This window comes from Bradyrhizobium sp. USDA 4510, from assembly GCF_054059095.1.
This window is the reverse complement of sequence record NZ_JBSSBT010000001.1, coordinates 3,598,023-3,621,155: the sequence shown is the minus strand read 5'-3', so window position 1 is coordinate 3,621,155 and position 23,133 is coordinate 3,598,023. Positions and strand designations below refer to the sequence as shown.

Genomic DNA, 23,133 nt, shown 5'->3' with positions numbered 1-23,133 from the left:
GACACCGGGGGATTGCCGTGACGAGTACGCCCGCCATCGTTTCTTCTGGCCACCCCCCGTCCAGTCCGATCCCGGTTGCCGTCACGCTCGGTGCCCTGGGCGTCGTCTATGGCGACATCGGCACCAGCCCCCTCTATGCCCTGAAGGAAGCCGCCAAGGCCGCCACCCATGGCGGTCCGCTCACCGAGAGCGCGGTGCTCGGCGTGGTCTCGCTGATCCTGTGGGCGCTGATCCTGATCATCTCGATCAAATACGCGATGCTGATCCTGCGCGCCGACAACCGCGGCGAAGGCGGCATCGTCGCGCTCTTGGCGCTACTCTCGGCGCGCAACGCGGCGCCCGGCACCTGGCGCGCCCATCTTCTGGTGGTCGGCCTGATCGGCGCCGCCCTGCTCTATGGCGACGGCGCGATCACGCCGGCCATCTCGGTGCTGTCGGCGATCGAGGGCCTCAAGGTCGACGCGCCCTCGCTGACCCCTGCGGTGGTGCCAATCACCGTCGTGATCCTGATCGGCCTGTTCATGATGCAGAAGCAGGGCACCGGCTTCATCGGGAGGATCTTCGGCCCGGTGATGCTGTTCTGGTTCGCCGTGCTGGCAGCGCTCGGCATTCACGGCATCGTCAAGGCGCCCGGCGTGCTGGTTGCGCTGAGCCCACTCTATGCATTCGATTTTCTGATCCATCAGGATTTTCACGTCAGCTTCGCCATCCTCGGCGCCGCCTTCCTCGCGGTGACCGGCGGTGAGGCGATGTATGCCGACATGGGGCATTTCGGCCGCTTTCCGATCCGGCTCGCCTGGTTCGCCGTCTGCCTGCCCGCTCTGGTGCTGAACTATTTCGGCCAGGCCGCGCTGTTGATCACCGACCCGACCGCGATCGAAAACCCGTTCTTCCAGCTGTCGCCGGACTGGTCGCATTACCCGCTCGTCCTGCTCGCGACCATTGCCACCGTGATCGCCTCGCAGGCCATCATCTCGGGTGTGTTCTCGCTGACCCAGCAATCGATCCAGCTCGGCTTCCTGCCGCGCATGCACATCGAGCACACCACGAGCGATGCCATCGGGCAGATCTACGTGCCGCTGGTGAACTGGCTGCTCGCCGCGGGGACACTCGGCGCGGTGCTCGCCTTCGGCACCTCGGACGCGCTCGCCGGCGCCTACGGCATCGCAGTGTCGCTGTTGATGGCGATCACCACGCTGCTTGCAGCGCTGGTCGCGATCCAGTGGGGCTATTCGCCCATCATCGTGATCGCCGTGAACGGCTTTTTCTTCATCATCGACGCGATCTTCTTTGCGGCGAACTCGACCAAGCTGTTCGAAGGCGGCTGGTTCCCGCTGCTGCTCGCCGCTGCGGTGGCCTTCCTGATGCTGACCTGGCGCGGTGGCGTGAAACTGGTCGAGACGGCGCGCAGCAAGCTGCGTCAGCCGGAAGAAGATCTGATCGAGACCGCGGTCAACAAGTGCCACAGCCGGCTGCCGGGCACCGCCATATTCCTCGCCTCCGCCCCTAACGGCGTGCCGCTTGCCTTGACCCAGTTCGTTAAGCACAACCACGTGCTGCACCAGCGCGTGCTGCTGGTCACCGTACAGATCGAGGAATCCCCCCGCATCCCGGACGAGGATCGCGTTGTGGTTCACGACGTCACCCCGGGCATCATCCGCGTCATCCTGCGTTACGGCTTCATGCAATATCCGACCGTTTACGAAGGGCTAAAGCTCGCCTGTCGTCAGGGCAAACTGCCCGGTCTCCGTCTGACCGATGTGACCTACTACATCGGCCGCGAGACCATCATCCCGCGGGAAGACATTCCGGGCATGTGGGTGTGGCGGGAATCGCTGTTCGCGTTCCTGCAGCGCAACGCCGAACGGTCGGCGGCGTTCTTCGGCGTGCCGACCGGACAGGTCGTGGAATTCGGGACGGAGATCGAGATCTAGTCCCACAGCCCGGATGCGGACATGTCAGACGATCCGCCTCTTCAGCTGAAGCCGCGGCTGGCGATTCCGATCGATCAGGCTCAGGCGATCATCGATCGGATTGCGCCAGGCGCGCGCGTGGCAGGCATCACCGAGCTACGCGGCGGCGAGATCAGCACGATCCTCCAGATCACGCGGGCTGACGCGCCAAGCTGCATCCTCAAGGTCTACCCCGCCCAGCTGCAATGGAAGATGGCGAAGGAGGTCTATGTCCTCGGTCTTCTGCGCGACGCCGGCATTGCCATTCCCCGCATCCTCATAGCCGACGACAGCCGCGCGCTGATCGACTTCAATTTTGTGCTGATGAGCAAGCTCGACGGCGTCGTGCTCGGCAACCGCGAGGCGGCGCCGACGGATCAGGAGCTGTTTTCGATCTACGCCGCCATGGGCAGGGCACTCCGCCGTATCAATGGCATCACGCTCGACAGCTTCGGCTATATCGGCCCGCACGGCGTCTGGACGTCGTACCCGACCAACCGCGCCTACATGTCCGCGCAGTTCGCGCGGGCTCCCGATGGCCGCCTCGTCGGCGCCCGCGGGCATAATTCATTCGGGCAATCCCGCCCTCCGAAGCCCCTCGATCAACAGCTGCGCGTTTGGGTACCCGCCCCTGGCGATCATTGCGGAAATTGTAAAGGCGGGATCGAGCTGAAGCAGGAGCGCCGCCGCCTCGCGCGCCTCCGCGTCGCGTCCGAGATGAGCGAACGCGGACGCGAGACAACGGTAGGCCAGCGAATAGGAGGCATTCTGGCGCCGGCATTTATTCGCTGCGGCAATGGCCTCGTCAAAGCGGCGAAGCTCGATGAAGGCCATCCCCATCCCAACAAACGTGATGGGTAGCCGCGGGTCTAACGGGCTCAGGCGGATGGCGCGTTCAAAACTCCGGACCGCTTCATCGGGAAGCCCGGCAACTCTGTAGACGCTGCCTCTGGCGGTCCATGCGCGATATGAATTCGGATTGAGAGCGACCGCCCGGTCGGCCAATTCGATCTCACTCTCACAATCGCCGACCATGTACGCCGAGGTGAGGGAAACCCAGGCTAATGTTTCCGCATCACCATCGTCGATGCTCAATGCCAGGCGAAGCAGCCGGACCGCTTCCTTGCGGTCAAATTGAGGATCGACGGCATGCCCCCAAAGGATGTTCTGCATGTGAGCGAGACCTGCCAGAGCGGCGACAAAGCCGAACCGGGGATCAAGCTCCAAAGCACGATGCGCCAGCCTGATCGCCTCGGCCAACCCGTCGGCGGGTCATCAGGTAATGCTGCTGCATGGCGCGGAGATAGAAATCATAGGCGGTGAGGTTCTCTGGTCGCCGTGCCGACAGGCCGATTTCGATCTGCAGCAATTTTGGTTGAATGGCCGAGACGACGGCGACGGTCACCTCGTCCTGGAGAGCGAATATGTCCGTCAGGTCACGCTCGAACCTGTCTGCCCAGATGTGCGTTCCGGTAACCGCATCGATCAACTGCCCGGTGATGCGAACCTTCCCCGCGGCCTTGCGCACAGACCCCTCAAGGACATAGCGGACGCCGAGCCTGCGGCCGACCTCCTTGATATCGACCGCCCGGCCCTTGAAGGTAAAACTCGAATTTCGGGCGATCACGAACAGCCATTTGAAGCGCGACAGCGCCGTGATGATTTCCTCGACCATTCCGTCCGCGAAGTATTCCTGCTCGGGGTCGCCGCTCATATTCTCGAACGGCAGCACGGCGATCGACGGCTTGTCAGGGAGCGCCAGAGCTTGCGCGCTGTCGACCGGCGGCTCGGTCGGGGCGCTAGCGGGATGGCCCGCGTTTATCCTCAATCGCCACGCGCGCATCGGCTCAGCAATGTTCTTCAGGTTCTGCGAGCCCATGTCCTCGAACACGGCATCGACCTTGCCGCGGATTTGACGTTGCGCATCGTCCGAGATGCAGATCCCGCCGGGCTCCGCGATCCCTTCAAGGCGGGCGGCGATATTGACGCCGTCTCCAAAGATATCGTTTTCATCGACGATGATGTCGCCGACGTGGATGCCAATGCGGAATTCGATCCGCTTGAGTTGCGGCACCGTGGCATTTCGCTCGGCCATTCCGCGCTGGACCTCAATGGCGCAACGCACCGCATCCACGACACTGCCGAACTCGGCGAGCATGCCGTCGCCCGTGTGCTTGACGACCTTGCCACGGTGTTCGCTGATCTTGGGATCAGCGAGTCCACGCAGACACTCCCTCAGCCGGACGTGTGTCCCTTCCTCGTCCAGGCCGGTCAACCGACTATATCCGGCCACATCAGCCGCCAGGATAGCTGCAAGCCGCCGCTCAACGCGATGATCGGTCACAACGGCCTCCCGAAATCGGTAGATCCGCCGGACCCCATCAAAGCATAGGGCGTTGCCCTTGGGCTAGGGGCGTAAGGCAGGCCGCCGGATTTCGCGGAGCCTGTCAACGGGGCGCGCATGTTGTGCGCGCCCCGTTGGCTGCATTCGGGCTGGGGGTTCTCCGAAACGGCGGCGCTAGCCGCCGTTGCCGTTCTCGCCGTTTTCCTCTTCAGGAATGTGCTCGACCGAGACCACGTGCTCGTCCTCGGCGGTGTCGAACACGATCACGCCCTGGGTCGAGCGGCCGGCGACGCGGATATCGGCCACCGGGCAGCGGATCAGCTGACCCTTGTCGGTGACCAGCATGATCTGGTCGGCGTCCTCGACCGGGAACGACGCCACCAGGTTGCCGTTCCGGTTGTTGACGCTCATCGCGACGATGCCTTTGCCGCCGCGGCCGGTGGTGCGGTACTCGTAGGACGAGGTCCGCTTGCCATAGCCGTTGACGGAGACGGTCAGCACCACCTGCTCGGCCGCCGACAGTTCGGCATAGCGCTCCTGCGACAGCTGGATCGCATTCGCTGTCTCCTCGCCCTCGGCCTCGACCGGCTCCTCGGTCGCGGCCTCGCCGGCCACGGCGCGGCGCATCTTCAAATAGGCCGAGCGCTCGTCCGACGTGGTCTCGACATGGCGCAGGATCGCCAGCGAGATCAGCTTGTCGGCCTCGGGCAGCGCAATGCCGCGCACGCCCATCGAGGTGCGGCCGGTGAAGACGCGCACATCGGTGACCGGGAAACGGATGCACTGGCCGCCGGCGGCGGTCAGCAGCACGTCGTCATGCTCGGTGCAGATCTGGACGTCGACGATCGCCTCGCCTTCCCCGAGCTTCATGGCGATGATGCCGGAACGGCGCACGTCGACGAAGTCGGACAGCTTGTTGCGGCGAACGGTGCCGCCGGTCGTCGCGAACATCACGTCGAGATTGGCCCAGGAGGATTCATCCTCCGGCAGCGGCATGATCGTCGTGATGCGTTCGCCCTGCTCCAGCGGCAGGATGTTGATCAGCGCCTTGCCGCGCGCGTTCGGCGCGGCCATCGGCAGCCGCCAGACCTTCTCCTTGTAGACCTGGCCGCGCGACGAGAAGAACAGCACCGGCGTGTGCGTGGACGCCACGAACAGGCGCGAGACGAAATCCTCGTCGCGGGTCTGCATCCCGGCGCGGCCCTTGCCGCCGCGGCGCTGCGCCCGGTAGGTCGACAGCGGCACGCGCTTGACGTAACCCGCATGCGACACGGTGACGACCATGTCCTCGCGCTGGATCAGGTCCTCGTCCTCGACCTCGCCTTCCTGCTCGATGATCACGGTCTTGCGCGGGGTGGCGAACTGCTGCTTCACCTCGGCCAGTTCGGTCTTGACGATGCCCTGCACGCGGGCGCGCGAGCGCAGGATGTCGAGATAGTCGGCGATCTCGGCCGCGAGCTTGTCGAGCTCTTCGGAAATCTCGTCGCGGCCCAGCGCGGTCAAGCGCTGCAGGCGAAGGTCGAGGATGGCCCTGGCCTGCTCCATCGACAGCCGCAGCGTGCCGTCCTCGTTGATGCGATGCCGGGGATCGTCGATCAGCGTGATCATCGCCTCGACGTCGCGTGCCGGCCAGTCGCGTGACATCAGGGCCTCGCGCGCGGTGTTCGGATCGGGCGAGGTCCGGATGACGCGGATGATCTCATCGATGTTGGCGACCGCGATCGCGAGGCCGACCAGGATGTGGGCGCGGTCGCGCGCCTTGCCGAGCAGGAACTTGGTCCGCCGGGTCACCACCTGCTCGCGGAACGCGACGAAGATGGTGAGCAGGTCCTTCAGATTCATCGTCTGCGGACGGCCGGAATCCAGCGCCAGCATGTTGGCCGGGAAATTGGTCTGCAGCGGTGTGAATCGGTAGAGCTGGTTCAGCACCACGTCGGGCACCGCTTCGCGCTTCAGCTCGATGACGACGCGATAGCCGTCACGATCGGACTCGTCGCGCAGGTCCCCGATGCCCTCGATCTTCTTCTCTTTGACGAGATCGGCGATACGCTCGACCATCGTCGCCTTGTTCACCTGATAGGGAATCTCGGTGATGATGATCGCTTCGCGATCCTTGCGGATGGTGTCGATCGTCACCTTGCCGCGCATCACGATCGAGCCGCGGCCGAGGTGGTAGGCGCTGCGAATGCCCTGACGGCCGAGGATGACGCCGCCGGTCGGGAAGTCCGGTCCGGGAATGATGTCGATCAGTTCGTCGATCGTGAGCGCCGGATTGTCGATCAGCGCCACGCAGGCATCGACGACCTCACCGAGATTGTGCGGCGGGATATTGGTCGCCATGCCGACGGCGATGCCGCCCGCGCCATTGACCAGAAGGTTCGGGAACCGGGCCGGCAGAACCGACGGCTCTTGCTCGGAGTTGTCGTAGTTCGGCTGGAAATCGACCGTTTCCATGTCGATGTCGGCCAGCACGGCGAGCGCCGCCCGGGTCAGCCGCGCTTCGGTATATCGATAGGCGGCCGGCGGATCGCCGTCGACCGAACCGAAATTGCCCTGGCCGTCGATCAGCGGCACGCGCAGTGAGAAATCCTGCGCCATGCGGACCATCGCGTCGTAAATCGACTGGTCGCCATGCGGGTGATATTTACCGATCACGTCGCCGACGACGCGGGCGGATTTGACGTATTTCTTGTCCGGCGTATGTCCCTGCTCATGCATCGAATAGAGGATGCGCCGGTGCACCGGCTTGAGCCCGTCGCGCGCATCGGGCAGCGCACGCGACACGATCACGCTCATCGCGTAATCGAGATAGGACTTCTTCATCTCGTCGAGGATGGAAACGGGACGAATATCTGAGGGTCCCGGCGGCTCGCCGGGCTTGTGGTCGTCGTTATCGGACAAAGGGGAAATCCGGTCGGTTCTGCTGGGGAATCATATAGCCCATCAGGGGCCTGATAACCACCCTTGCGCGGCTCCGGCAAGCCGTTTTTCCGTTCGTTTTTTCATGCACTTACGGGTGGAGCACCGAGGTTCCGGCTGCCTGGTCGGGAAGCGCGTGGCGAATGGCGAATAGCGGATGGAAAAATCCCTATTCGCCACTCGCCAGTGGCAGTTCGCCTCGCCAGTCAGTGGCCGAAAACCACTGCGTGCATGATCCGCCCGGGCATCAAGGTGAACAGTCCGGCGATGAGCAGCGCGCCGAAGAAGATGCCGATCATCGTGAACCTGTGGCGGCGGACATTGTGGCTCCGTGCGGCCGTGACGCCGAGCGCCAGCATGGCGAGCGAGAAGATCGACAGCAGGTGGATCGGGCTCCAGGGACCGACCAGCTGGATCTGATGGATCCAGAACGAGCTTCCGGCGACCACCAGCATCAGGATCACCCAGATCCAGCCCAGGGTCCGGTGCGGCAGCGTGCCCTTGGGGGCGGCGAGCTGGATGGAGCCGAGCACGAAGGCGGCCATCGCGGCAAAGGCGTGGAGCGGGATCGCAGGCGCGGCGTCGAGCAATGGCGCGAGGCTCATGATGGCCGGCCCTCGGGTGAAGCTCGCGGCCAGGCATCAAATGCCGCAGGCCAATGTAAATATCATTTACATCAGGCTGTGTCAAAGTCCAGGGAACCCGCATCCCCTTACGTCGAACCACCGACGTTCTGACAGAGAGTTACCGGGTTATCCTCATATTCCACACGAGGAAATTGCTGGTGCCGATCGCAACGACCGTTCCGGGAAATGATCTTCACGGAACGGCGCCTGACGGAATCGACGGAAGCGCGACCGCTGCTCAGAACGGGATGTCGTCGTCCATGTCGCTGTTGCGGCTGCTGCCACCACCCGCGGCGACGGCGCGGCGCGGCGCCGAGCTGACTGGTCCGGCCGAACCGAAATCGCTGCCGCCATCATCGGAGAAGCTGCTGCCCCCACCGCCACGCCCGTCGAGCATGGTGAGGTTGGAGTTGAAGCCCTGCAGCACGACTTCGGTCGAGTACTTCTCGACGCCGCTCTGGTCGGTCCATTTGCGGGTCTGCAACTGCCCCTCGATGTACACCTTGGCGCCCTTCTTCAGATACTGCTCGGCGACCTTGCAGAGGCCCTCGTTGAAGATCACGACGCGGTGCCACTCGGTCTTTTCCTTGCGCTCGCCGGTGCCCTTGTCGCGCCAGGTTTCCGAGGTGGCGATGGAAAGGTTTGCGATCGGACGGCCGTCCTGCGTCCGCCGGATTTCCGGATCCTTGCCGAGGTTTCCCACCAGGATCACCTTGTTCACGCTTCCTGCCATCGCATCATCTCCACTCAAAAACCGGGCGTCCGGACATTCGGCCGCCACTCTCAACCTTCGCCACTTACGCCGCAGGCGTCGTGGATGACCCTATACGCCGGTGCCGGCTCGTCGCCTTTGCCGTCTCGCGGTTATCCACGGATATCGGGATATAGCACCGGATCCGGCATCGTTCCAGTTTTGTTCGCCACAACCATCCGTAGAAGCGGCGAGTGCCGTCAGAGCGGCAGTCGATCTCGGTGCAGGCCGACGCTCGGCAGCAAGATTTAGAAAAACAACAAACAAATCAGCAGCTTGCCTTATCGATACTTCTCCCGCGAGTGTTGCATTTGGGAGACTGCGTTTTCGGTTGAATCAGCGTATAGCTCCAACCATGGCGCGGGCGCTCGCGTCTGGGATCGTGCTTCGGGACCGTTTGGAAGCCGATCGGGGTGCTGGGGGATTGATAATGAAGAAGTTTTTGCTCGGTACGGTTGCTCTGATTGCGTTTGCTGCGCCTGCCGCGGCTGCCGATCTCGCTGCGCGCCCGTACACCAAGGCGCCGCCGCCCGTGGTTGCCCCGATCTATGACTGGACCGGCTTCTACATCGGCGCCAACGGCGGCTGGGGCTCGAGCCACAATTGCTGGGACCAGCTCCCGGCCGGCATCTTCCTCGCATCAGATGGTTGCCATGATGCAACCGGCGGCGTCGCCGGTGGCCAGATCGGTTATCGCTGGCAGGCTGGCGCCTGGGTGTTCGGCCTCGAAGCGCAGGGCGACTGGGCTGACCTGAAGGGCAGCAACAACAGCGCGATCTTCCCGGGCCTGTTCACCAACCAGTCCAAGATCGACGCGTTCGGCCTGTTCACCGGCCAGATCGGTTACGCCGTCAACAACGTGCTGCTCTACGCCAAGGGCGGCGCGGCGCTGACCGACAACCGCTTCAACACCTACTTCACCCCAACCGGCGTGCTGGTCGGCAGCGCCAGCGACACCCGCTGGGGCGGCACCGTCGGCGCCGGCATCGAAGTCGGCTTCGCGCCGAACTGGACCGCGGGCATCGAATACGACCACCTGTTCATGCAGGACAAGACCTATAACCTGATCGCCCCCAACGGCACGCTGAACAGCACCATCCGCGATCGCCAGGACGTCGACCTCGTTACCGTCCGCGTGAACTACAAGTGGGGTGGTCCGGTCGTCGCGCGCTATTGATCGCGCCAGGCCGATTGATCCAGACGAAAGGCCGGCCTCGCGCCGGCCTTTTTGTTTGCGCCTGTTTGTGCGCCGGCTTTTTCGTTGCGTGTGCACGCGCACCTCACCGGGGCCGTTTTCGGTGCGTTGTGGTTTCGCGGATACACACGTTCCGGCATTTCTCTGTAGAAGCACCAGCACGTCACGCGACACTGCTGTGACGCTCTCTTCAAGATATCTGAAGGGACAACAAGAAAATGGGACTGGGACTTTGAAAATGAGGACTGTTTTGCTGGCCTCGGCCGGCATGTTTGCACTGAGCGCTTTTGCACCGGCAATGGCCGCCGACATGGCGGCACGCGCGCCTTACGTGAAGGCTCCGCCGCCAGCCGCGATCTACAACTGGACCGGCTTCTACGTCGGTGGCTTCGGCGGCTACGCCAGCGAGAACTCCGGCACCCCGAGCATGGAAGGCGGCTTCGGCGGCGGCACCATCGGCTACAACTGGCAAGCCGGCAACATCGTGTACGGCCTCGAGGTCGACGCCGCAGGCGCTGACATCGACGCATCGGTCTCCGCGCTCGGCGTCACCGCCCGCAGCAAGATCGACTCGCTCGGCACCGTGCGCGGCCGCCTCGGCTTCGCCGTCGACAAGGTGCTGTTCTATGGCACCGGCGGTTACGCCTGGGCCAACAACGAGGTCAGCGTCACCGCGCTCGGCGTGACCGCCTCGCAGAGCAACTTTCACTCCGGCTGGACCGTCGGCGCCGGCGTCGAGGCGTTCATCGCGCCGCAGTGGTCGATCAAGGGCGAATACCTGTATCGCAGCCTCGACAGCGAGAACTATTTCGGCGTGCCGTCCGGTACGCTCGAGCTGCACAGCGCCCAGTTCGGCGTCAACTATCACTTCGGCGGCCCGATCGTCGCCAAGTACTAAGCCTGAGCGAATTGCCTGACCGCCATCGGCGGTCAGATCGCACTGGCCGGCCTAGCGCCGGCCTTTTTGCGTAAGCGCGTTTTCGAGCGAAGTGAATTGCGGTTCGCGTCAAGAAAACGCGTCACAGCAGGAATCCAGAGCTCCCGTTCCGATCCCATCGAAGCGGGAAAAGGCTCTAGCGGAACCGGCGCTGCTGACGGCTGCTGCCATCAGGCAAACTATCCGTTGATGGACGCGACTCAGCACTGGAAATTGTCGACCGTTCTTCCTACGTTCCAGTCTTCACACCCCATCGGCGCAAGGTCCCGGCATCACCGGCGATGCGCGCCCAAAAGGCGCCAAGCATGCGCCCGGAACTGTCGCTATGGATGAAGTGCTCAAGGCGAAGCGCCAACAGAACGCCGGCTCCTCATCGCGCGCCATCACGATCCGTGGCGCGCGCGAACACAATCTGAAGAACATCGACGTCGAGATTCCCCGCGACAAGCTCGTGGTGTTCACCGGCCTGTCCGGCTCCGGCAAATCGTCGCTCGCGTTCGACACCATCTATGCCGAGGGCCAGCGCCGCTACGTCGAATCGCTGTCGGCCTATGCGCGCCAGTTCCTCGAGATGATGCAGAAGCCGGATGTCGACCAGATCGACGGCCTGTCGCCGGCGATCTCGATCGAGCAGAAGACCACGTCGAAGAACCCGCGCTCCACCGTCGGCACCGTCACCGAGATCTACGACTACATGCGCCTGCTCTGGGCGCGCGTCGGCGTGCCCTATTCGCCGGCCACCGGCCTGCCGATCGAGAGCCAGATCGTCTCGCAGATGGTCGATCGCGTGCTAGCGCTGCCGGAAGGCACCCGCCTCTATCTGCTGGCGCCGGTCGTGCGCGGTCGCAAGGGCGAGTACAAGAAGGAGCTCGCCGAGTACCTCAAGAAGGGCTTTCAGCGCGTCAAGATCGACGGCACCTTTTACGAACTGTCCGAGGCGCCGGCGCTCGACAAGAAATTCCCGCACGACATCGACGTCGTGGTCGACCGCATCGTGGTGCGTCCCGACCTCGCCCAGCGCCTCGCGGAAAGCTTTGAGACCGCGCTGAAGCTCGCCGAGGGCCTCGCCGTGATTGAATATGCCGACGCGCCGGCGGCGGCCGCCCAGGACGACAAGAAAGAGGACAAGAAGAAAACCGCCAAAATCCACGACAAGAGCGGGCCCGAGCGCATCCTGTTCTCGGAGAAGTTCGCCTGCCCGGTCTCCGGGTTCACGATCCCCGAGATCGAGCCGCGCCTGTTCTCGTTCAACAACCCCTATGGCGCCTGTCCGGCCTGCGGCGGCCTCGGCGTCGAGCAGCATATCGACGCGGACCTGGTCATCCCCGACAAGGAGCTGACCTTGCGCAAGGGCGCGATCGCGCCCTGGGCGAAATCATCCTCGCCCTACTACATCCAGACCCTGACCGCGCTCGGCAAGCACTACAAGTTCACGCTCGACACCAAGTGGAAGGACCTCACCAAGAAGGTCCAGAACGCGCTGCTGCACGGCTCCGGCGACGACGAGATCAAGTTCTCCTATGAGGACGGCGTCCGCTCCTACGACACCAAGAAGCCGTTCGAGGGCGTCATCACCAACATCAACCGCCGCTACCGCGAGACCGAGAGCGAGTGGGCGCGCGAGGAACTCGGCAAGTATTTCTCCGACGTGCCCTGCGAAGGCTGCAACGGCCACCGCCTGAAGCCGGAGGCGCTGTGCGTCAAGATCGGCGGCAAGCACATCGGCGAGATCTCCGAGCTCTCGGTCAAGCGCGCCGGCGAATGGTTCGAGACGGTGCCGGAGGCGCTGAACGCGCAGCAGAACGAGATCGCAACGCGCATCCTGAAAGAGATCCGCGAGCGCCTGACCTTCCTGCTCGACGTCGGCCTGAACTACCTGACGCTGTCGCGCTCCTCCGGCACGCTGTCCGGCGGCGAGAGCCAGCGCATCCGCCTCGCCTCGCAGATCGGCTCGGGCCTCACCGGCGTGCTCTACGTGCTGGACGAGCCGTCGATCGGCCTGCACCAGCGCGACAATGCCCGCCTGCTCGACACCCTGAAGCGGCTGCGCGACCTCGGTAACACCGTGGTCGTGGTCGAGCATGACGAGGACGCCATCCGCCTCGCCGATTATGTGCTCGATATCGGGCCCGGCGCCGGCATGCATGGCGGCCACATCGTCGCCGAAGGCACGCCCGACCAGATCATGCGCAATCCGAAATCGCTGACCGGCAAGTATCTCACCGGCGAGTTGTCGGTGCCTGTGCCCGACCGGCGGCCGCCGAACCACCGGCGCACCATCAAGGTCGTCAACGCCCGCGGCAACAACCTCAAGAACGTCTCGGCCGAAATCCCGCTCGGCCTGTTCACCTGCGTGACCGGCGTCTCCGGCGGCGGCAAGTCGACGCTGTTGATCGACACGCTGTACCGCGCCATCGCCCGCAAGCTGAACAACGCCAGCGAGGGCGCGGCGCCGCACGACCGCATCGAGGGCCTCGAGCACATCGACAAGATCATCGACATCGACCAGTCGCCGATCGGCCGCACGCCGCGTTCCAACCCCGCGACCTATACCGGTGCCTTCACGCCGATCCGCGAATGGTTCGCCGGCCTGCCGGAGGCGAAGGCGCGCGGCTACGAGCCCGGGCGCTTCTCCTTCAACGTCAAGGGCGGCCGCTGCGAGGCCTGCCAGGGCGACGGCGTCATCAAGATCGAGATGCACTTCCTGCCCGACGTCTACGTCACCTGCGACACCTGCAAGGGCAAGCGCTACAACCGCGAGACGCTGGAGGTGCTGTTCAAGGGCAAGAGCATCGCCGACGTGCTCGACATGACGGTCGAGGAAGCCGCCGAATTCTTCAAGGCGGTGCCGCGCGTGCGCGAGACCTTCCAGACCCTGCACCGCGTCGGCCTCGACTACATCCATGTCGGCCAGCAGGCGACGACGCTGTCGGGCGGCGAAGCCCAGCGCGTCAAGCTGGCGAAGGAGCTGTCAAAGCGCGCCACCGGGCGCACGCTCTACATCCTGGACGAGCCGACCACCGGCCTGCACTTCCACGACGTCGCCAAGCTGCTCGAGGTGCTGCACGAGTTGGTCGCCCAGGGCAACACGGTGGTGGTGATCGAGCACAATCTCGAGGTCATCAAGACCGCCGACTGGGTCATCGACCTCGGCCCCGAAGGCGGCGACGGCGGCGGCGAGATCGTCGCCTGGGGCCCGCCCGAGGACATCGTCAAGGCCCCGCGCAGCTACACCGGCAAGTTCCTGGCTCCGGTGCTGAAGAAGGCGAACAGCAAGCCGAGGAAGAGCTCAGCGAGCGAGGCGGCGGAGTGACACAGGCCGGGTGAGCGAGCCGCAAACATTCATCTCGTTCGAAGATGAGGGCGCGTCGTCCCCTGCAGCGGTGCGCGCCAGCATCCTTGAGAATGTGACGAGCAAAGCGGCGCTCTTGGCCACGCTCGCTGCACAGCTCGAATTTCCCGGTTACTTTGGGAGCAATTGGGATGGGTTCGAGGAATGAATCCGCGATCTCTCGTGGTTGCCGCACGGTCCCGTGCTTGTAATGCATGCTGATGTGCGGCTGGTTGGCGACCTGCCGAACGCGATGACCTACGTTGCGATACTGAATGACGCTGCTCGCAAAATGTCAGGATCGAAAGACCATCCGCTTTCGGTTGCATTTCCCCTCAGATATCGCGACCAGGTCATGTGGCTGCTTCGAGCAGACCAGGCCCGTAGCAAGTAGCCTGGATGAGCGAAGCGATATCCGGGGCCTCTCGCGGCCAACAATGACCGGTCCCGCATATCGCTTCGCTCATGCGGGCTACACACTTAGCTCCCACGGCAGGTGGCGATCTGCCAGACGTTGGCCCAGGCATCCCGCACCATCGCGCGTCTGTCGCCATAGGGCGTATCCGCAGGCGGCTCGATCGATTCAGCGCCTGCCGCGATCGCCCGCCGATAGGTCTCGTCCGCGTCTCGAACATAGACGTAGAGAAAGGCCGACATCGCCTCGCGGACGCCTCCGCCGTCGCTGATCAGGATGATCGAGTCTCCGATCCGGATTTCCGTTGGCGCGCCGGAGCGCACTTTGCCCTGCGCATCGAAAACGTCTCGAAGAAATCTGGCCAAGCCAGTGAGGTCGCGGGTGACAATTCGCGGTATGACGGAAGGCCAGCCGGCGGGCTTGAATTGGGGCATGTGCCTGACTTAGTAGCCCGCATGACCGGAGCGATATGCGGGGTCTATCAGCCGAACAAGTTGACCGCTCCCGCATGTCGCTTCGCTCATGCGGGCTACGGTCTCTCAACCGCTCTGCTACACCGCCCAATAGTTCGGGTGCGTGTACGATCGCGAGCGGTCGCCCCAGTCGAATTCGTCGCCGTCGAATTCGGAGGGTCCTGACCGCAGATCATCCAGCGTCACCTCGGCCTCGAAGGCCTGCCGCACAGGATCGAATCGCAGCGCGGTCCATCTGACGGGATAGTGGTGGTGGGTACTCAGCACGCCTCCGGTCTTGATGATGGCATAGGCCACCGTTCCGCTCACCTTGTCGAGCATCAGCCGCTCGATCGACCCGAGCTTGGCGCCATCGCGCCCGAAGACGCAGACATGCTCGACCCGGTCACTGGGCACCAAGGTATGATGCATGGCATCCTCCCTGTGTTCCGCTTATTTGCCCGATAATATATGCCTGCCGCGCTGGTGAGCCAATGGGGCGCGGCTCGGCGACCGGCCGCAGGGGCCGGTTGGCTCTATCCTGCGGCGGCGGACGCTTGCACAATTTCGGAATAATAAAAACGTACCGCTGATTTGCCCGACGCGTCAAGTCGCTTTTCCGAGTCTCGACGGCAGCCTGCTCCTTTGCATGGGGTTGTTTTCGATATTTTGGGACACCCCACGCACCTTCCCCCTACTCCGTCCGTCTGAGGAACGCCCCGAACGCGCGCGGGCCGTCGCCGACCTTGACCTCGCCAATCACCTTCAGCTCGGCGGCGTCGATCATGCTCAGCGTGTTGCTTTCCCAGTTCGCGACCAGGATGCGCTTGCCGTCGGCGGTCGCCTCGATGCCTTCGGGGTAATCGCCGACCGTGATCCGCTTCACGGGCTGCAACGTCGCGAGGTCGAACACGCTGACCTTGCCGTCATACTGGTCGGTGACGAAGCCGCGGCCCTGCGCCAGCGCCACCGCGTAGGGGCGCAGGCCGACATGCACGCGGCCGATCTCGCGCGCGGTCGCGACGTCGATCACCGAGACGTCGTTGGTGCCGACATTGGCGGTGTAGGCACGCTTGCCATCGGCATCGATGGTGACACCAAACGGCCGACTCCCGACCTTCACGATCCCCCTCAGCTCGCGCGAGGCGGTATCGATGATGGAGACGCTGTCATCGTCGCGATCCGCCGACAGCAGCAGCAGCCCATCCGGTGTCACCGCCAGCCCGGACGGCGATGCACCGACCGCGATACTTGCGACGACACGCTGCTCTCTGGCATCGATCACCCGCACCGCGGCGGCGTACCAGTCGGCGACATAGACCATCGCGCCATCGGGCGCGACCGCGATGCCGAGCGGCCCGCCGCCGACATCGACCCGCCCCACGACCTTTCGCGCCGGCGCGTCGACCACCGTGACCGCCTTGGCATCCGGGCTGGTCACATAGGCGAAGCGGCCGTCATTGCTGACGGCAACGCCCGCCGGCTTGCCGCCGATCGCGATGGTCGCGACCGGCTTCGAGGTCGCGAGATCGACCACCGTGAGATCGTCGCTGAGCTGGTTGGTGACGAACGCCTCCTCGGCGCGCGCGGCGCCGAGGCTGGCAAGCAGCGCGACGAGCGCAATCGCGCGCACGGCTAAAGCCCGACGAGATTGGGACAAACCATCATCGCGCTTTAGCTCCTCGTCTTGAGCATGATCTTGTCGGAAAACCGCTTCGCACTTTTCCGGATCATGCTCAGGTCCCGCTCTCGATCTTCTTCTTCAGCGCTTCGAGCCCGGTCTTGTAGAGCCCGCTCACCGCCTTCACCGCGGCCTCGTCGCTCAGCTCCGGCGGCGGGTCGTTGTTGGGAAAGCCGCGATAGAACGCGCCGGCCCATTCCAGCTTCGACTTGCCGTCCGGCGCCGGCGACACCGTCAGCGTCGAGGAATAGTTGGTGACCGGCAGCACCTTCACGTCGACCGCCGTGATCCGGTACGAATAGCTCATCATCTCTGGTTCGTATTTGTAGAGCTCCTCGTCGATGGTAATGCCGGGCGCCAGTGTCAGCCGCCGTGTGGCGCCGATCTCGTTGCCCTTCTCGCCCTCGGTCTTGGCGACACCGGCAAGCCAGCTCATGTCCTGGAAATTGCCGATCACCGCCCACACCTTGGCCTGCGGCGCATCGATCTCGATGGATTCCCGCACCTTCTGGCGGGTCGGCCCATGAGCCCAAACGGCCCCCAACACGGCCAATGCCGCCACCACCACGAAAGTCCGTGCGATCGTCCGCCTCATCCTTGGTCCTCTCCCGATGTCTGTCGGCCCTGCGCCGCCTGGCGCATGCCGCAGTTTATGATTGGAGGTTCTAGACTAGACCGGCAACCTGCTTCTTGCACCAGAGCGAACTCGCACCCGCCGGCTTCCCCGGGAGGCAAGCCTGCCGGGCAGCGGCGTCAGTCCTCGATCGCCGCCTCGACGAACCCCTTGGGGTCGTCGCAGAACTCGCGCATCAGCCGGTAGTGATCGGTGTCCCTCAGGCCCACCGGCTCCAGCGCGTATTTGCTCAGCCGCAGCAGCGTCGCATTCGGATAGGCCATCAGCACCGGCGAATGCGTCGCCATGATCACCTGGCAGTGGCCGGTGCCGTTCATCCGGTGCAACAATTTGAGGAATTCGATCTGCCGCGACGGCGACAGCGCGGATTCCGGCTCGTCGAAGATGAAGATGCCCTGCCGCTGGCAACGCTCGTTGAAGAAGCGCAGGAAGCCCTCGCCGTGGGAATAGGACAGGAAGTTCGGCGGCACGTCTCCGACATCCAGCGCGGCCTCGTCGACGTAGCGCGCCACCGAGAAAAAACTCTCGGCGCGGAAGAACCAGCCATTCGTGATCTTAGGTAGCCAGCTGGCACGCAGCGCCGACGCAAGCGAGCCGCCCATCTTCTCAACGGCATTGCCATGGTCGACCGCGCGATAGCCCTTGCCGCCGCCGGCGTCGTCATAGCCGGCCATCACGGCGATGCCTTCGAGCAGCGTCGATTTGCCGGTGCCGTTCTCGCCGACGATGATCGTGATCGCCTTGTCGAAGCTCAGCTCGAAATCGTCGCGCAGCAGCGGCAGTACGAACGGATAGGCATCGCGGTTCGGAATTCGCGCAGGATCGAGCCAGACCCGCTTCAGATACGGCGCAGGCATGTTGATCGGGCGGTTTCGTCTGGCCATGTGCGCGGATCCGGGGAAACAATGGCGGGCGGCCCAGTTTATGATAAGAGCCCGCAACAATCCTAGATGGCCGGATGCCCCATGCCCAGCAAGTCTTACGCACTCTTCCGCAAGGCGATCCTCAACGAACAGCAAGCGGTCTGCATCTATGACGGCCGGCCGCGCGAACTCTGCCCGCACATCATCGGCCACAACAAGAGCGGTGAAGAGGTCGTGCTGGCCTGGCAGTTCGGCGGCTCGAGCTCGGGCCAACTGCCGCAATGGCGCTGCCTGCGGCTCGCTCACGTCAGCGACATCAGCCTGCGCAACGGCCCTTGGCACGAGGGCGGATCGCATCGCACCGAGCAGACCTGCGTCAGCGAGATCGACCTCGACATCAACATCCATGTCCGCAAGCGGAGGTGAGCGGCCCCTGCGCCCCCTGGTCAAGAGAGGGCGGCGAAGGCGGCAAGCCTCGGACAATTCATGTCGCGAGAATGCGGATATGTGACTCGCAGATCGCGCAACAAATTAGGTGTCGTCCCGGGCAAGCGAAGCGCGACCCGGGACCCATAACCACCGAAGGTCATTGTTGCATAACGCTTGAGCCACAGCTCGCTTCGACAACGAATGTCTGTGGTTATGGGACAGCGGAGGCCGCGGCGCGATATCGGCTCCGGCGAACGCCAGGACGACCGCCGGGAGAAAGCGCCCGCCCCTACGGCTGCTCCGCCTCCGCCAGCACCTCCAGCGCCAGCTCCATCGTCATCAGCACCGGATTGTCGCCGCGCACCAGGCGTCCCTCGGCGATGCCGCCGAGATAGTCGACCAGCGCGATGTCGAGCTCGGCATGCAGCCGGCCATCCGCGTCCGGTGCGATCTCGCCCGCGGTCACCGCGAGCTCGGTCGCGAACGGCACCACGCTGTGGCCGTCGGTGAAGACGGCGCCGATGGTCGAGCCGACGCCGCCATGCAGCCGCGCGCGCAGGATGCCGTGCTGGCGGCAGAAGGCTTCCAGCGCGCAGGCAAAATCCTGGTTCGGCCGCAGCCGCAGCGCGAAGGCATGGCTCGTGGTCCTGGCCCCACGCGGCTCGGCTGCGACCGGACCGAACAGCTTGAAATTGGTTTCGCTGTCCGCCTCGGCCAGGAACGTCGCGCCGTCAATCCCGAACGCGTTCACCTCGAACGGCTCGGCGACAATGGTTTCTTCCGGCAGCATGTGGCCGCCATTGAAACGGCCGTCGGCCTCAGTCCACAGGCCGTGGCAATGAAAGAACGGCGCGCCGTCGCGTTCGCCGAAGGTCAACGCCGCCAGCTTGAGCCGGGTCACGCCGTCGGGACGGAACGTGTCGCTGTAGAACGCAGCGTTGACGCCATCCTTCGACAGCGCCGGCATCACATAGGCGAACGGCCCGAGCGCGCCGCTTTTCGCGCTCAGGACGCCGCTGCAAAAGCCCTCCGCCGCAAAGCCGCGGCGCACGGCTTCGAGCAAGGGAATGCCGGCCTCGAGCACGAATGAAAAGGCGCGGCCGCGCGCCCTGACCCATTGGATGCGCTCTGGATGCGGAGCGCCAGGCTGGGCGATGCTGCGCATCGCCTCACGCGCCCGTCGATTTGGCGATCACTTCGAGCAGCCCGCGCGCCTCGAGCTCGTCGCGGATCAGCCGCTTCGGCACCTTGCCGTAGCCGGACTTCGGCAGCGCCTCCCAGAAGAAGAAGCGTTTCGGCATCTTGTAGCGCGGCACTTTTGGCGCGAGATGGGCGGCAAGCTCCGCCTCCGCGACCGCCTCGGTGCCCTCGCGCGCGACGCAGACGGCGACGCCGACCTCGCCCCAGAAGGGATCGGGCACGCCGAGCACCGCGACCTCGCCGACCGCGGGATGGGTCAAGAGCTTCTCCTCGATCTCGCGCGGATAGATGTTGGAGCCGCCCGAGATGTACATGTCGGAGGCACGGCCGGTGATGTAGACGAAGCCCTCCTCGTCCATGTGGCCGAGGTCGCCGGTGCGGAACCAGCCGTCGCGAAACGCCTTCGCATTGGCCTCGGGGTTGTCGTAGTAGCCCGCGAACACGCCGGGACCGATCACGCAGATCTCGCCGGTCTCGTGCGCCTTCAGCTCGCTGCCATCGTCGCCCTGGATCGAGACCTGCATCCCGGTGCGCTCGAAGCCGCAGGTGCCGATCCGCGCATGCGGCCCGTCCTCGGGATCGTGAAGTCCGGGCGGCAGCACCGTGATGTTGCCGGTGACCTCGCCGAGGCCGAAATACTGCACCAGCACGCCGCCGAGCTTGTTCAGCGCCGCCTTCTGGTCCTCGCGATACATCGGCGCGCCGGCGTAGATGATGTAGCGCAGCGAGGAATGGTCGTGCTGGTCGGCGGCGGGATGCTCGACCATCATCTTCAGGATGGTCGGCACCGTGAACATGTTGCTGACGCGATGCTTGGCGATCAGCCGGAAGGCTTCGGCGATGTCGAACTTCTCCGACGGCAGCAGGATGGTCGGCACGCCGCGCGCGGTCTGCACCAATTGATGTACGCCGGCGCCATGCGATAGCGGCGCCACCACCAGCGAGGCGTCCTCTTCCGTGGTGCCGGGCATCAGGTCAGCGAGATGGTTGGTGATGACGAAGGCCATCTGGCCATGGGTCAAGACCGCGGCCTTGGAGCGGCCGGTGGTGCCGGAGGTGAAGAAGAACCAGCAGGGATCGTCATAGTCGACGGCAACGTTCTCGACCACAGCGCCGGCGTGCTTGGCGATGACATCGCCGAGCGTCGCCTCGCCGAACGTGCCCTCCTCCCCGATCTGCCAGACGAATTCGAGCGCGGGATTGGCGGCCGCCTTGGCATGTTCGGGGAAGTCGGCGTGGCACAGAAACGCCTTGGCGCCGGAGGCCGCCGCGAGATAGGCGACCTCGTCCGGCATCAGGCGGAAATTGGTCGGCACCCAGACCGCGCCGAGCCGGAAGGCGGCGAACATCGACCAGAACATCTCGTCGCAGTTCTTGGAATGCACCAGGATGTGGTCGCCCTTGACGATGCCGCGCGCGGCCAATGCCGCCGCCAGCGCCGAGACGTTCTGGTCGATATGGCGCCAGGACCAGGCCTTCTCGTTCCAGATGAAGCCGGGGCGATCGCCGTGGCGGCGGGCGTTCTGGGTCAGGATGTAGGCGAGGTTCATGACCCGGCGCGATACCCGCGCGATCCCGCCGCGCGGCGCGGCAGCAGCCGTCCCGCTCATTGCCGCCCCGCCGATACGCACAACAGACAGGGCAAGGTCAGGACGATCATCGGGTGTTTCCTCGGTCAGAACCGGGCGTCTTCAAGCGCCGCAAGGGATTGGTACCGCCCGGTTTATCGCCAAGCCGCCGCCTTCGGCAAGGCCCGACGGGCGCGGCCCGATGATACCGCGCGCCGGCGGCGGTCAACCCGTTGTTTTCTGCCCAGCCCGCTACTGCGGGTGCTTGGCGAGTTCCTGCTCGCTCAGGTTCCAGTCCTGCCACAGCTGCAACGCGCCTATAAAGGCGACCAGCGCGCCGAGCAGGATGTGCCAGAACTGCAGCGCGTGGTCCTCGGCGTAACCAAAGACCATGGGCGATGCCATCAGCCAGAGACCGAGCAGGATGCTGGCCACCTCCTCCCAGCGGTGCAGCGCGACATATTCGAGCTGGGCGATGCCGAGCACCAGCATGCCGACGATGAAGCTGTTGAGGACGAGGTGGCTGCGCTCGATATCGACAGCGCCGCTCACCTGCATCGGAAACCAGGGCGAGACCATGATCAGCACGCCGAGCAGCATGCCGAGCCAGTCCTCCCAGGGACGGTGTGTGTTGAAGAAACGATTGTCCGACATGACGAACCTCCTCCGACAAGAGGCATACGTCGGCGGCCGGCTCCGCCACTCCGTACCAGACGACCATCCAGCCGCATCAGGGGCGTATGTCTGTCATCAAACGTAATCGAACTGCATCCATCCGCAAGGCCCGTCCCGCGTATGTGCGACACGGCAGGAGCGATCGTTGCCGGCAAGATGTCACCGCGCTCCGCCGAGCCGCGCCAGCGCTCCCTTGGCGCTCTGCAAATCGGGCTGCAGCTCGAGCGCCTTGCGGAAATCGGCCGCCGCGCCCTTCTTGTCGCCGAGCCGCAGCTTGGCCTGGCCGCGATTATTCCAGGAATAGACGTCGTTCGGATCGTATTGCAGCGCCTTGTCGTAATCGGCGAGCCCGCCCTTGTTGTCCCCTTGAAAGAGACGGATCATGCCGCGGTTGCGCCAGCCGCGCGCATCGGTCGGCGCGATCCTCGCAGCCTCGCCATAGTCGGCGGCGGCGCGATCGAGCTGCTCGGTATCGCGATAGACATTGCCGCGGTTGATGTAGGCGAGCACGTTGGGCTCGAGCTTGATCTCGGTGGTGAAGTCGGCGATCGCATGCGCCGCGTCGCGCTTGCGGTAGTAGACGAACCCGCGATTGCCATAGGCGGTGGCGAGCTGCGGATTGTATTTGATGGCGAGGCTGAGATCGGCCAGCGCGCGGTCGAGATCGCCCTTGTTGAGCCAGGCATCGCCGCGATTGTTGTAGGCCAGCGCAAATGCCGGATCGATGCGGATCGCCTCTTCGTAATCGGCAATCGCATGATCGAGATCGCGCTTGAAGGCGTAGACGCGGCCGCGATTGGTATAGGCGCAGGCGTAGGCGGGATCGAGCTTGATGGCCTCGTTGAGGTCGGCGAGCGCTGCATCGAGCTCGCGCTTCTCGGTCAGCCCATGGCCGCGATTGCAATAGGCCCCGGCCAGCCGCTTGCCGGTCTCGGTCTTGCCGTCGATCACCGTGGTGCAGGCGGCCACGCGGTCGCCGGGCGCCGTCGTCAGGCCGACGCAGGTCTGCCAGCTCGGATCGTCGCCGGCGGCGGCTTGCGGCGGGTCTGGAAGCGTCAACGCGGCGCCGAGCAACACGGCGGTCAGGCAGGCCAAAATGCGCATATCGTCAATCCACAAATGCCAATTTGCGGGTTGGTCGCGGCTTTGCATCGGCGGGTT

The 23,133-nt window shown here is 64.5% G+C and carries 20 protein-coding genes and 1 pseudogene; 7 read left to right on the top strand and 14 right to left on the bottom strand.

Going from position 1 to position 23,133, the window contains the following annotated elements; all coding sequences use genetic code 11:
* The first annotated feature begins 35 nt into the window (after window positions 1-35).
* Window positions 36-1,934 carry a potassium transporter Kup gene (locus ACVMDN_RS16430; protein WP_057018606.1) on the top strand — a complete coding sequence of 633 codons (1,899 nt, stop codon included), beginning with the start codon at window positions 36-38 and terminating at the stop codon, window positions 1,932-1,934.
* A gap of 21 nt (window positions 1,935-1,955) precedes the next feature.
* Window positions 1,956-2,453, top strand: a pseudogene (locus ACVMDN_RS16425) (phosphotransferase family protein); the annotation flags it as partial.
* Window positions 2,454-2,519: 66 nt separating this feature from the next.
* Here the strand turns inward: ACVMDN_RS16425 and ACVMDN_RS16420 are convergent.
* The 5 genes from ACVMDN_RS16420 to ACVMDN_RS16400 all read right to left on the bottom strand — a co-directional run bounded on the left by ACVMDN_RS16420 (window position 2,520) and on the right by ACVMDN_RS16400 (window position 8,574).
* Entirely contained in the window at window positions 2,520-2,987 is a 468-nt protein-coding gene (locus ACVMDN_RS16420; protein WP_456843691.1) for a tetratricopeptide repeat protein, read from the bottom strand.
* A gap of 181 nt (window positions 2,988-3,168) precedes the next feature.
* The gene (locus ACVMDN_RS16415) at window positions 3,169-4,296 is read right to left on the bottom strand and encodes an adenylate/guanylate cyclase domain-containing protein (protein WP_456843645.1); all 1,128 of its coding nucleotides are present in this window, start codon (window positions 4,294-4,296) and stop codon (window positions 3,169-3,171) included.
* Window positions 4,297-4,470: 174 nt separating this feature from the next.
* Window positions 4,471-7,197, bottom strand: a complete 2,727-nt coding sequence (gene gyrA / locus ACVMDN_RS16410) for a DNA gyrase subunit A (protein ID WP_141340413.1) — start codon at window positions 7,195-7,197, stop codon at window positions 4,471-4,473.
* 224 nt (window positions 7,198-7,421) lie between these two features.
* Window positions 7,422-7,820 carry a DUF2306 domain-containing protein gene (locus ACVMDN_RS16405; RefSeq protein ID WP_141340414.1) on the bottom strand — a complete coding sequence of 133 codons (399 nt, stop codon included), beginning with the start codon at window positions 7,818-7,820 and terminating at the stop codon, window positions 7,422-7,424.
* Window positions 7,821-8,079: 259 nt separating this feature from the next.
* The gene (locus tag ACVMDN_RS16400) at window positions 8,080-8,574 is read right to left on the bottom strand and encodes a single-stranded DNA-binding protein (protein ID WP_057018508.1); all 495 of its coding nucleotides are present in this window, start codon (window positions 8,572-8,574) and stop codon (window positions 8,080-8,082) included.
* 448 nt (window positions 8,575-9,022) lie between these two features.
* Here ACVMDN_RS16400 and ACVMDN_RS16395 point away from each other — a divergent pair, with 448 nt between their 5' ends.
* From ACVMDN_RS16395 to ACVMDN_RS16380, 4 genes are all read left to right on the top strand, one after another.
* Window positions 9,023-9,769, top strand: coding sequence for an outer membrane protein (locus tag ACVMDN_RS16395; RefSeq protein WP_076828596.1), 747 nt, complete (start codon window positions 9,023-9,025; stop codon window positions 9,767-9,769).
* 256 nt (window positions 9,770-10,025) lie between these two features.
* On the top strand, window positions 10,026-10,685 hold the full coding sequence (locus tag ACVMDN_RS16390) for an outer membrane protein (RefSeq protein ID WP_076828598.1): 660 nt from the start codon (window positions 10,026-10,028) through the stop codon (window positions 10,683-10,685).
* Between the two features lie 364 nt (window positions 10,686-11,049).
* Complete coding sequence (gene uvrA, locus ACVMDN_RS16385; RefSeq protein ID WP_141340415.1) at window positions 11,050-14,037, top strand: excinuclease ABC subunit UvrA; 2,988 nt, start codon at window positions 11,050-11,052, stop codon at window positions 14,035-14,037.
* A gap of 10 nt (window positions 14,038-14,047) precedes the next feature.
* On the top strand, window positions 14,048-14,224 hold the full coding sequence (locus ACVMDN_RS16380; protein ID WP_141340416.1) for a barstar family protein: 177 nt from the start codon (window positions 14,048-14,050) through the stop codon (window positions 14,222-14,224).
* A gap of 311 nt (window positions 14,225-14,535) precedes the next feature.
* Here the strand turns inward: ACVMDN_RS16380 and ACVMDN_RS16375 are convergent, their stop codons facing one another.
* The 5 genes from ACVMDN_RS16375 to ACVMDN_RS16355 form a co-directional block, all read right to left on the bottom strand.
* Window positions 14,536-14,835: a VOC family protein gene (locus tag ACVMDN_RS16375; protein ID WP_200844442.1), complete on the bottom strand. Its 300-nt coding sequence runs from the start codon at window positions 14,833-14,835 to the stop codon at window positions 14,536-14,538.
* A 186-nt stretch (window positions 14,836-15,021) separates the two neighbouring features.
* Complete coding sequence (locus tag ACVMDN_RS16370; protein ID WP_141340418.1) at window positions 15,022-15,354, bottom strand: PRC-barrel domain-containing protein; 333 nt, start codon at window positions 15,352-15,354, stop codon at window positions 15,022-15,024.
* Between the two features lie 262 nt (window positions 15,355-15,616).
* On the bottom strand, window positions 15,617-16,555 hold the full coding sequence (locus ACVMDN_RS16365; protein WP_141340419.1) for a YVTN family beta-propeller repeat protein: 939 nt from the start codon (window positions 16,553-16,555) through the stop codon (window positions 15,617-15,619).
* 103 nt (window positions 16,556-16,658) lie between these two features.
* Complete coding sequence (locus tag ACVMDN_RS16360; RefSeq protein ID WP_141340420.1) at window positions 16,659-17,198, bottom strand: SRPBCC family protein; 540 nt, start codon at window positions 17,196-17,198, stop codon at window positions 16,659-16,661.
* Between the two features lie 158 nt (window positions 17,199-17,356).
* The gene (locus ACVMDN_RS16355) at window positions 17,357-18,121 is read right to left on the bottom strand and encodes an AAA family ATPase (protein WP_141340421.1); all 765 of its coding nucleotides are present in this window, start codon (window positions 18,119-18,121) and stop codon (window positions 17,357-17,359) included.
* A gap of 81 nt (window positions 18,122-18,202) precedes the next feature.
* Between ACVMDN_RS16355 and ACVMDN_RS16350 the strand changes: the two genes are divergently transcribed.
* Window positions 18,203-18,526 (top strand): hypothetical protein, encoded by a 324-nt coding sequence (locus ACVMDN_RS16350; RefSeq protein ID WP_141340422.1) that lies wholly within the window; start codon window positions 18,203-18,205, stop codon window positions 18,524-18,526.
* Window positions 18,527-18,818: 292 nt separating this feature from the next.
* Here the strand turns inward: ACVMDN_RS16350 and ACVMDN_RS16345 are convergent, their stop codons facing one another.
* The 4 genes from ACVMDN_RS16345 to ACVMDN_RS16330 form a co-directional block, all read right to left on the bottom strand.
* Complete coding sequence (locus ACVMDN_RS16345) at window positions 18,819-19,694, bottom strand: PCC domain-containing protein (RefSeq protein WP_229189818.1); 876 nt, start codon at window positions 19,692-19,694, stop codon at window positions 18,819-18,821.
* 4 nt (window positions 19,695-19,698) lie between these two features.
* The gene (locus tag ACVMDN_RS16340) at window positions 19,699-21,339 is read right to left on the bottom strand and encodes an acyl-CoA synthetase (RefSeq protein ID WP_141340424.1); all 1,641 of its coding nucleotides are present in this window, start codon (window positions 21,337-21,339) and stop codon (window positions 19,699-19,701) included.
* A gap of 210 nt (window positions 21,340-21,549) precedes the next feature.
* Complete coding sequence (locus ACVMDN_RS16335; protein WP_057018520.1) at window positions 21,550-21,951, bottom strand: SPW repeat protein; 402 nt, start codon at window positions 21,949-21,951, stop codon at window positions 21,550-21,552.
* A 180-nt stretch (window positions 21,952-22,131) separates the two neighbouring features.
* Window positions 22,132-23,076 carry a tetratricopeptide repeat protein gene (locus ACVMDN_RS16330; RefSeq protein WP_057018521.1) on the bottom strand — a complete coding sequence of 315 codons (945 nt, stop codon included), beginning with the start codon at window positions 23,074-23,076 and terminating at the stop codon, window positions 22,132-22,134.
* Window positions 23,077-23,133: the final 57 nt, after the last annotated feature.

Coding starts and splice junctions, on each gene's coding strand:
- ACVMDN_RS16420 (WP_456843691.1), bottom strand. CDS start 2,987: ATGGTCGGCGATTGTGAGAGTGAGATCGAATTGGCCGACCGGGCGGTC.
- ACVMDN_RS16405 (WP_141340414.1), bottom strand. CDS start 7,820: ATGAGCCTCGCGCCATTGCTCGACGCCGCGCCTGCGATCCCGCTCCAC.
- ACVMDN_RS16400 (WP_057018508.1), bottom strand. CDS start 8,574: ATGGCAGGAAGCGTGAACAAGGTGATCCTGGTGGGAAACCTCGGCAAG.
- ACVMDN_RS16395 (WP_076828596.1), top strand. CDS start 9,023: ATGAAGAAGTTTTTGCTCGGTACGGTTGCTCTGATTGCGTTTGCTGCG.
- ACVMDN_RS16390 (WP_076828598.1), top strand. CDS start 10,026: ATGAGGACTGTTTTGCTGGCCTCGGCCGGCATGTTTGCACTGAGCGCT.
- uvrA (WP_141340415.1), top strand. CDS start 11,050: ATGGATGAAGTGCTCAAGGCGAAGCGCCAACAGAACGCCGGCTCCTCA.
- ACVMDN_RS16370 (WP_141340418.1), bottom strand. CDS start 15,354: ATGCATCATACCTTGGTGCCCAGTGACCGGGTCGAGCATGTCTGCGTC.
- ACVMDN_RS16360 (WP_141340420.1), bottom strand. CDS start 17,198: ATGAGGCGGACGATCGCACGGACTTTCGTGGTGGTGGCGGCATTGGCC.
- ACVMDN_RS16355 (WP_141340421.1), bottom strand. CDS start 18,121: ATGGCCAGACGAAACCGCCCGATCAACATGCCTGCGCCGTATCTGAAG.
- ACVMDN_RS16350 (WP_141340422.1), top strand. CDS start 18,203: ATGCCCAGCAAGTCTTACGCACTCTTCCGCAAGGCGATCCTCAACGAA.
- ACVMDN_RS16345 (WP_229189818.1), bottom strand. CDS start 19,694: ATGCGCAGCATCGCCCAGCCTGGCGCTCCGCATCCAGAGCGCATCCAA.
- ACVMDN_RS16340 (WP_141340424.1), bottom strand. CDS start 21,339: ATGAGCGGGACGGCTGCTGCCGCGCCGCGCGGCGGGATCGCGCGGGTA.
- ACVMDN_RS16335 (WP_057018520.1), bottom strand. CDS start 21,951: ATGTCGGACAATCGTTTCTTCAACACACACCGTCCCTGGGAGGACTGG.
- ACVMDN_RS16330 (WP_057018521.1), bottom strand. CDS start 23,076: ATGCGCATTTTGGCCTGCCTGACCGCCGTGTTGCTCGGCGCCGCGTTG.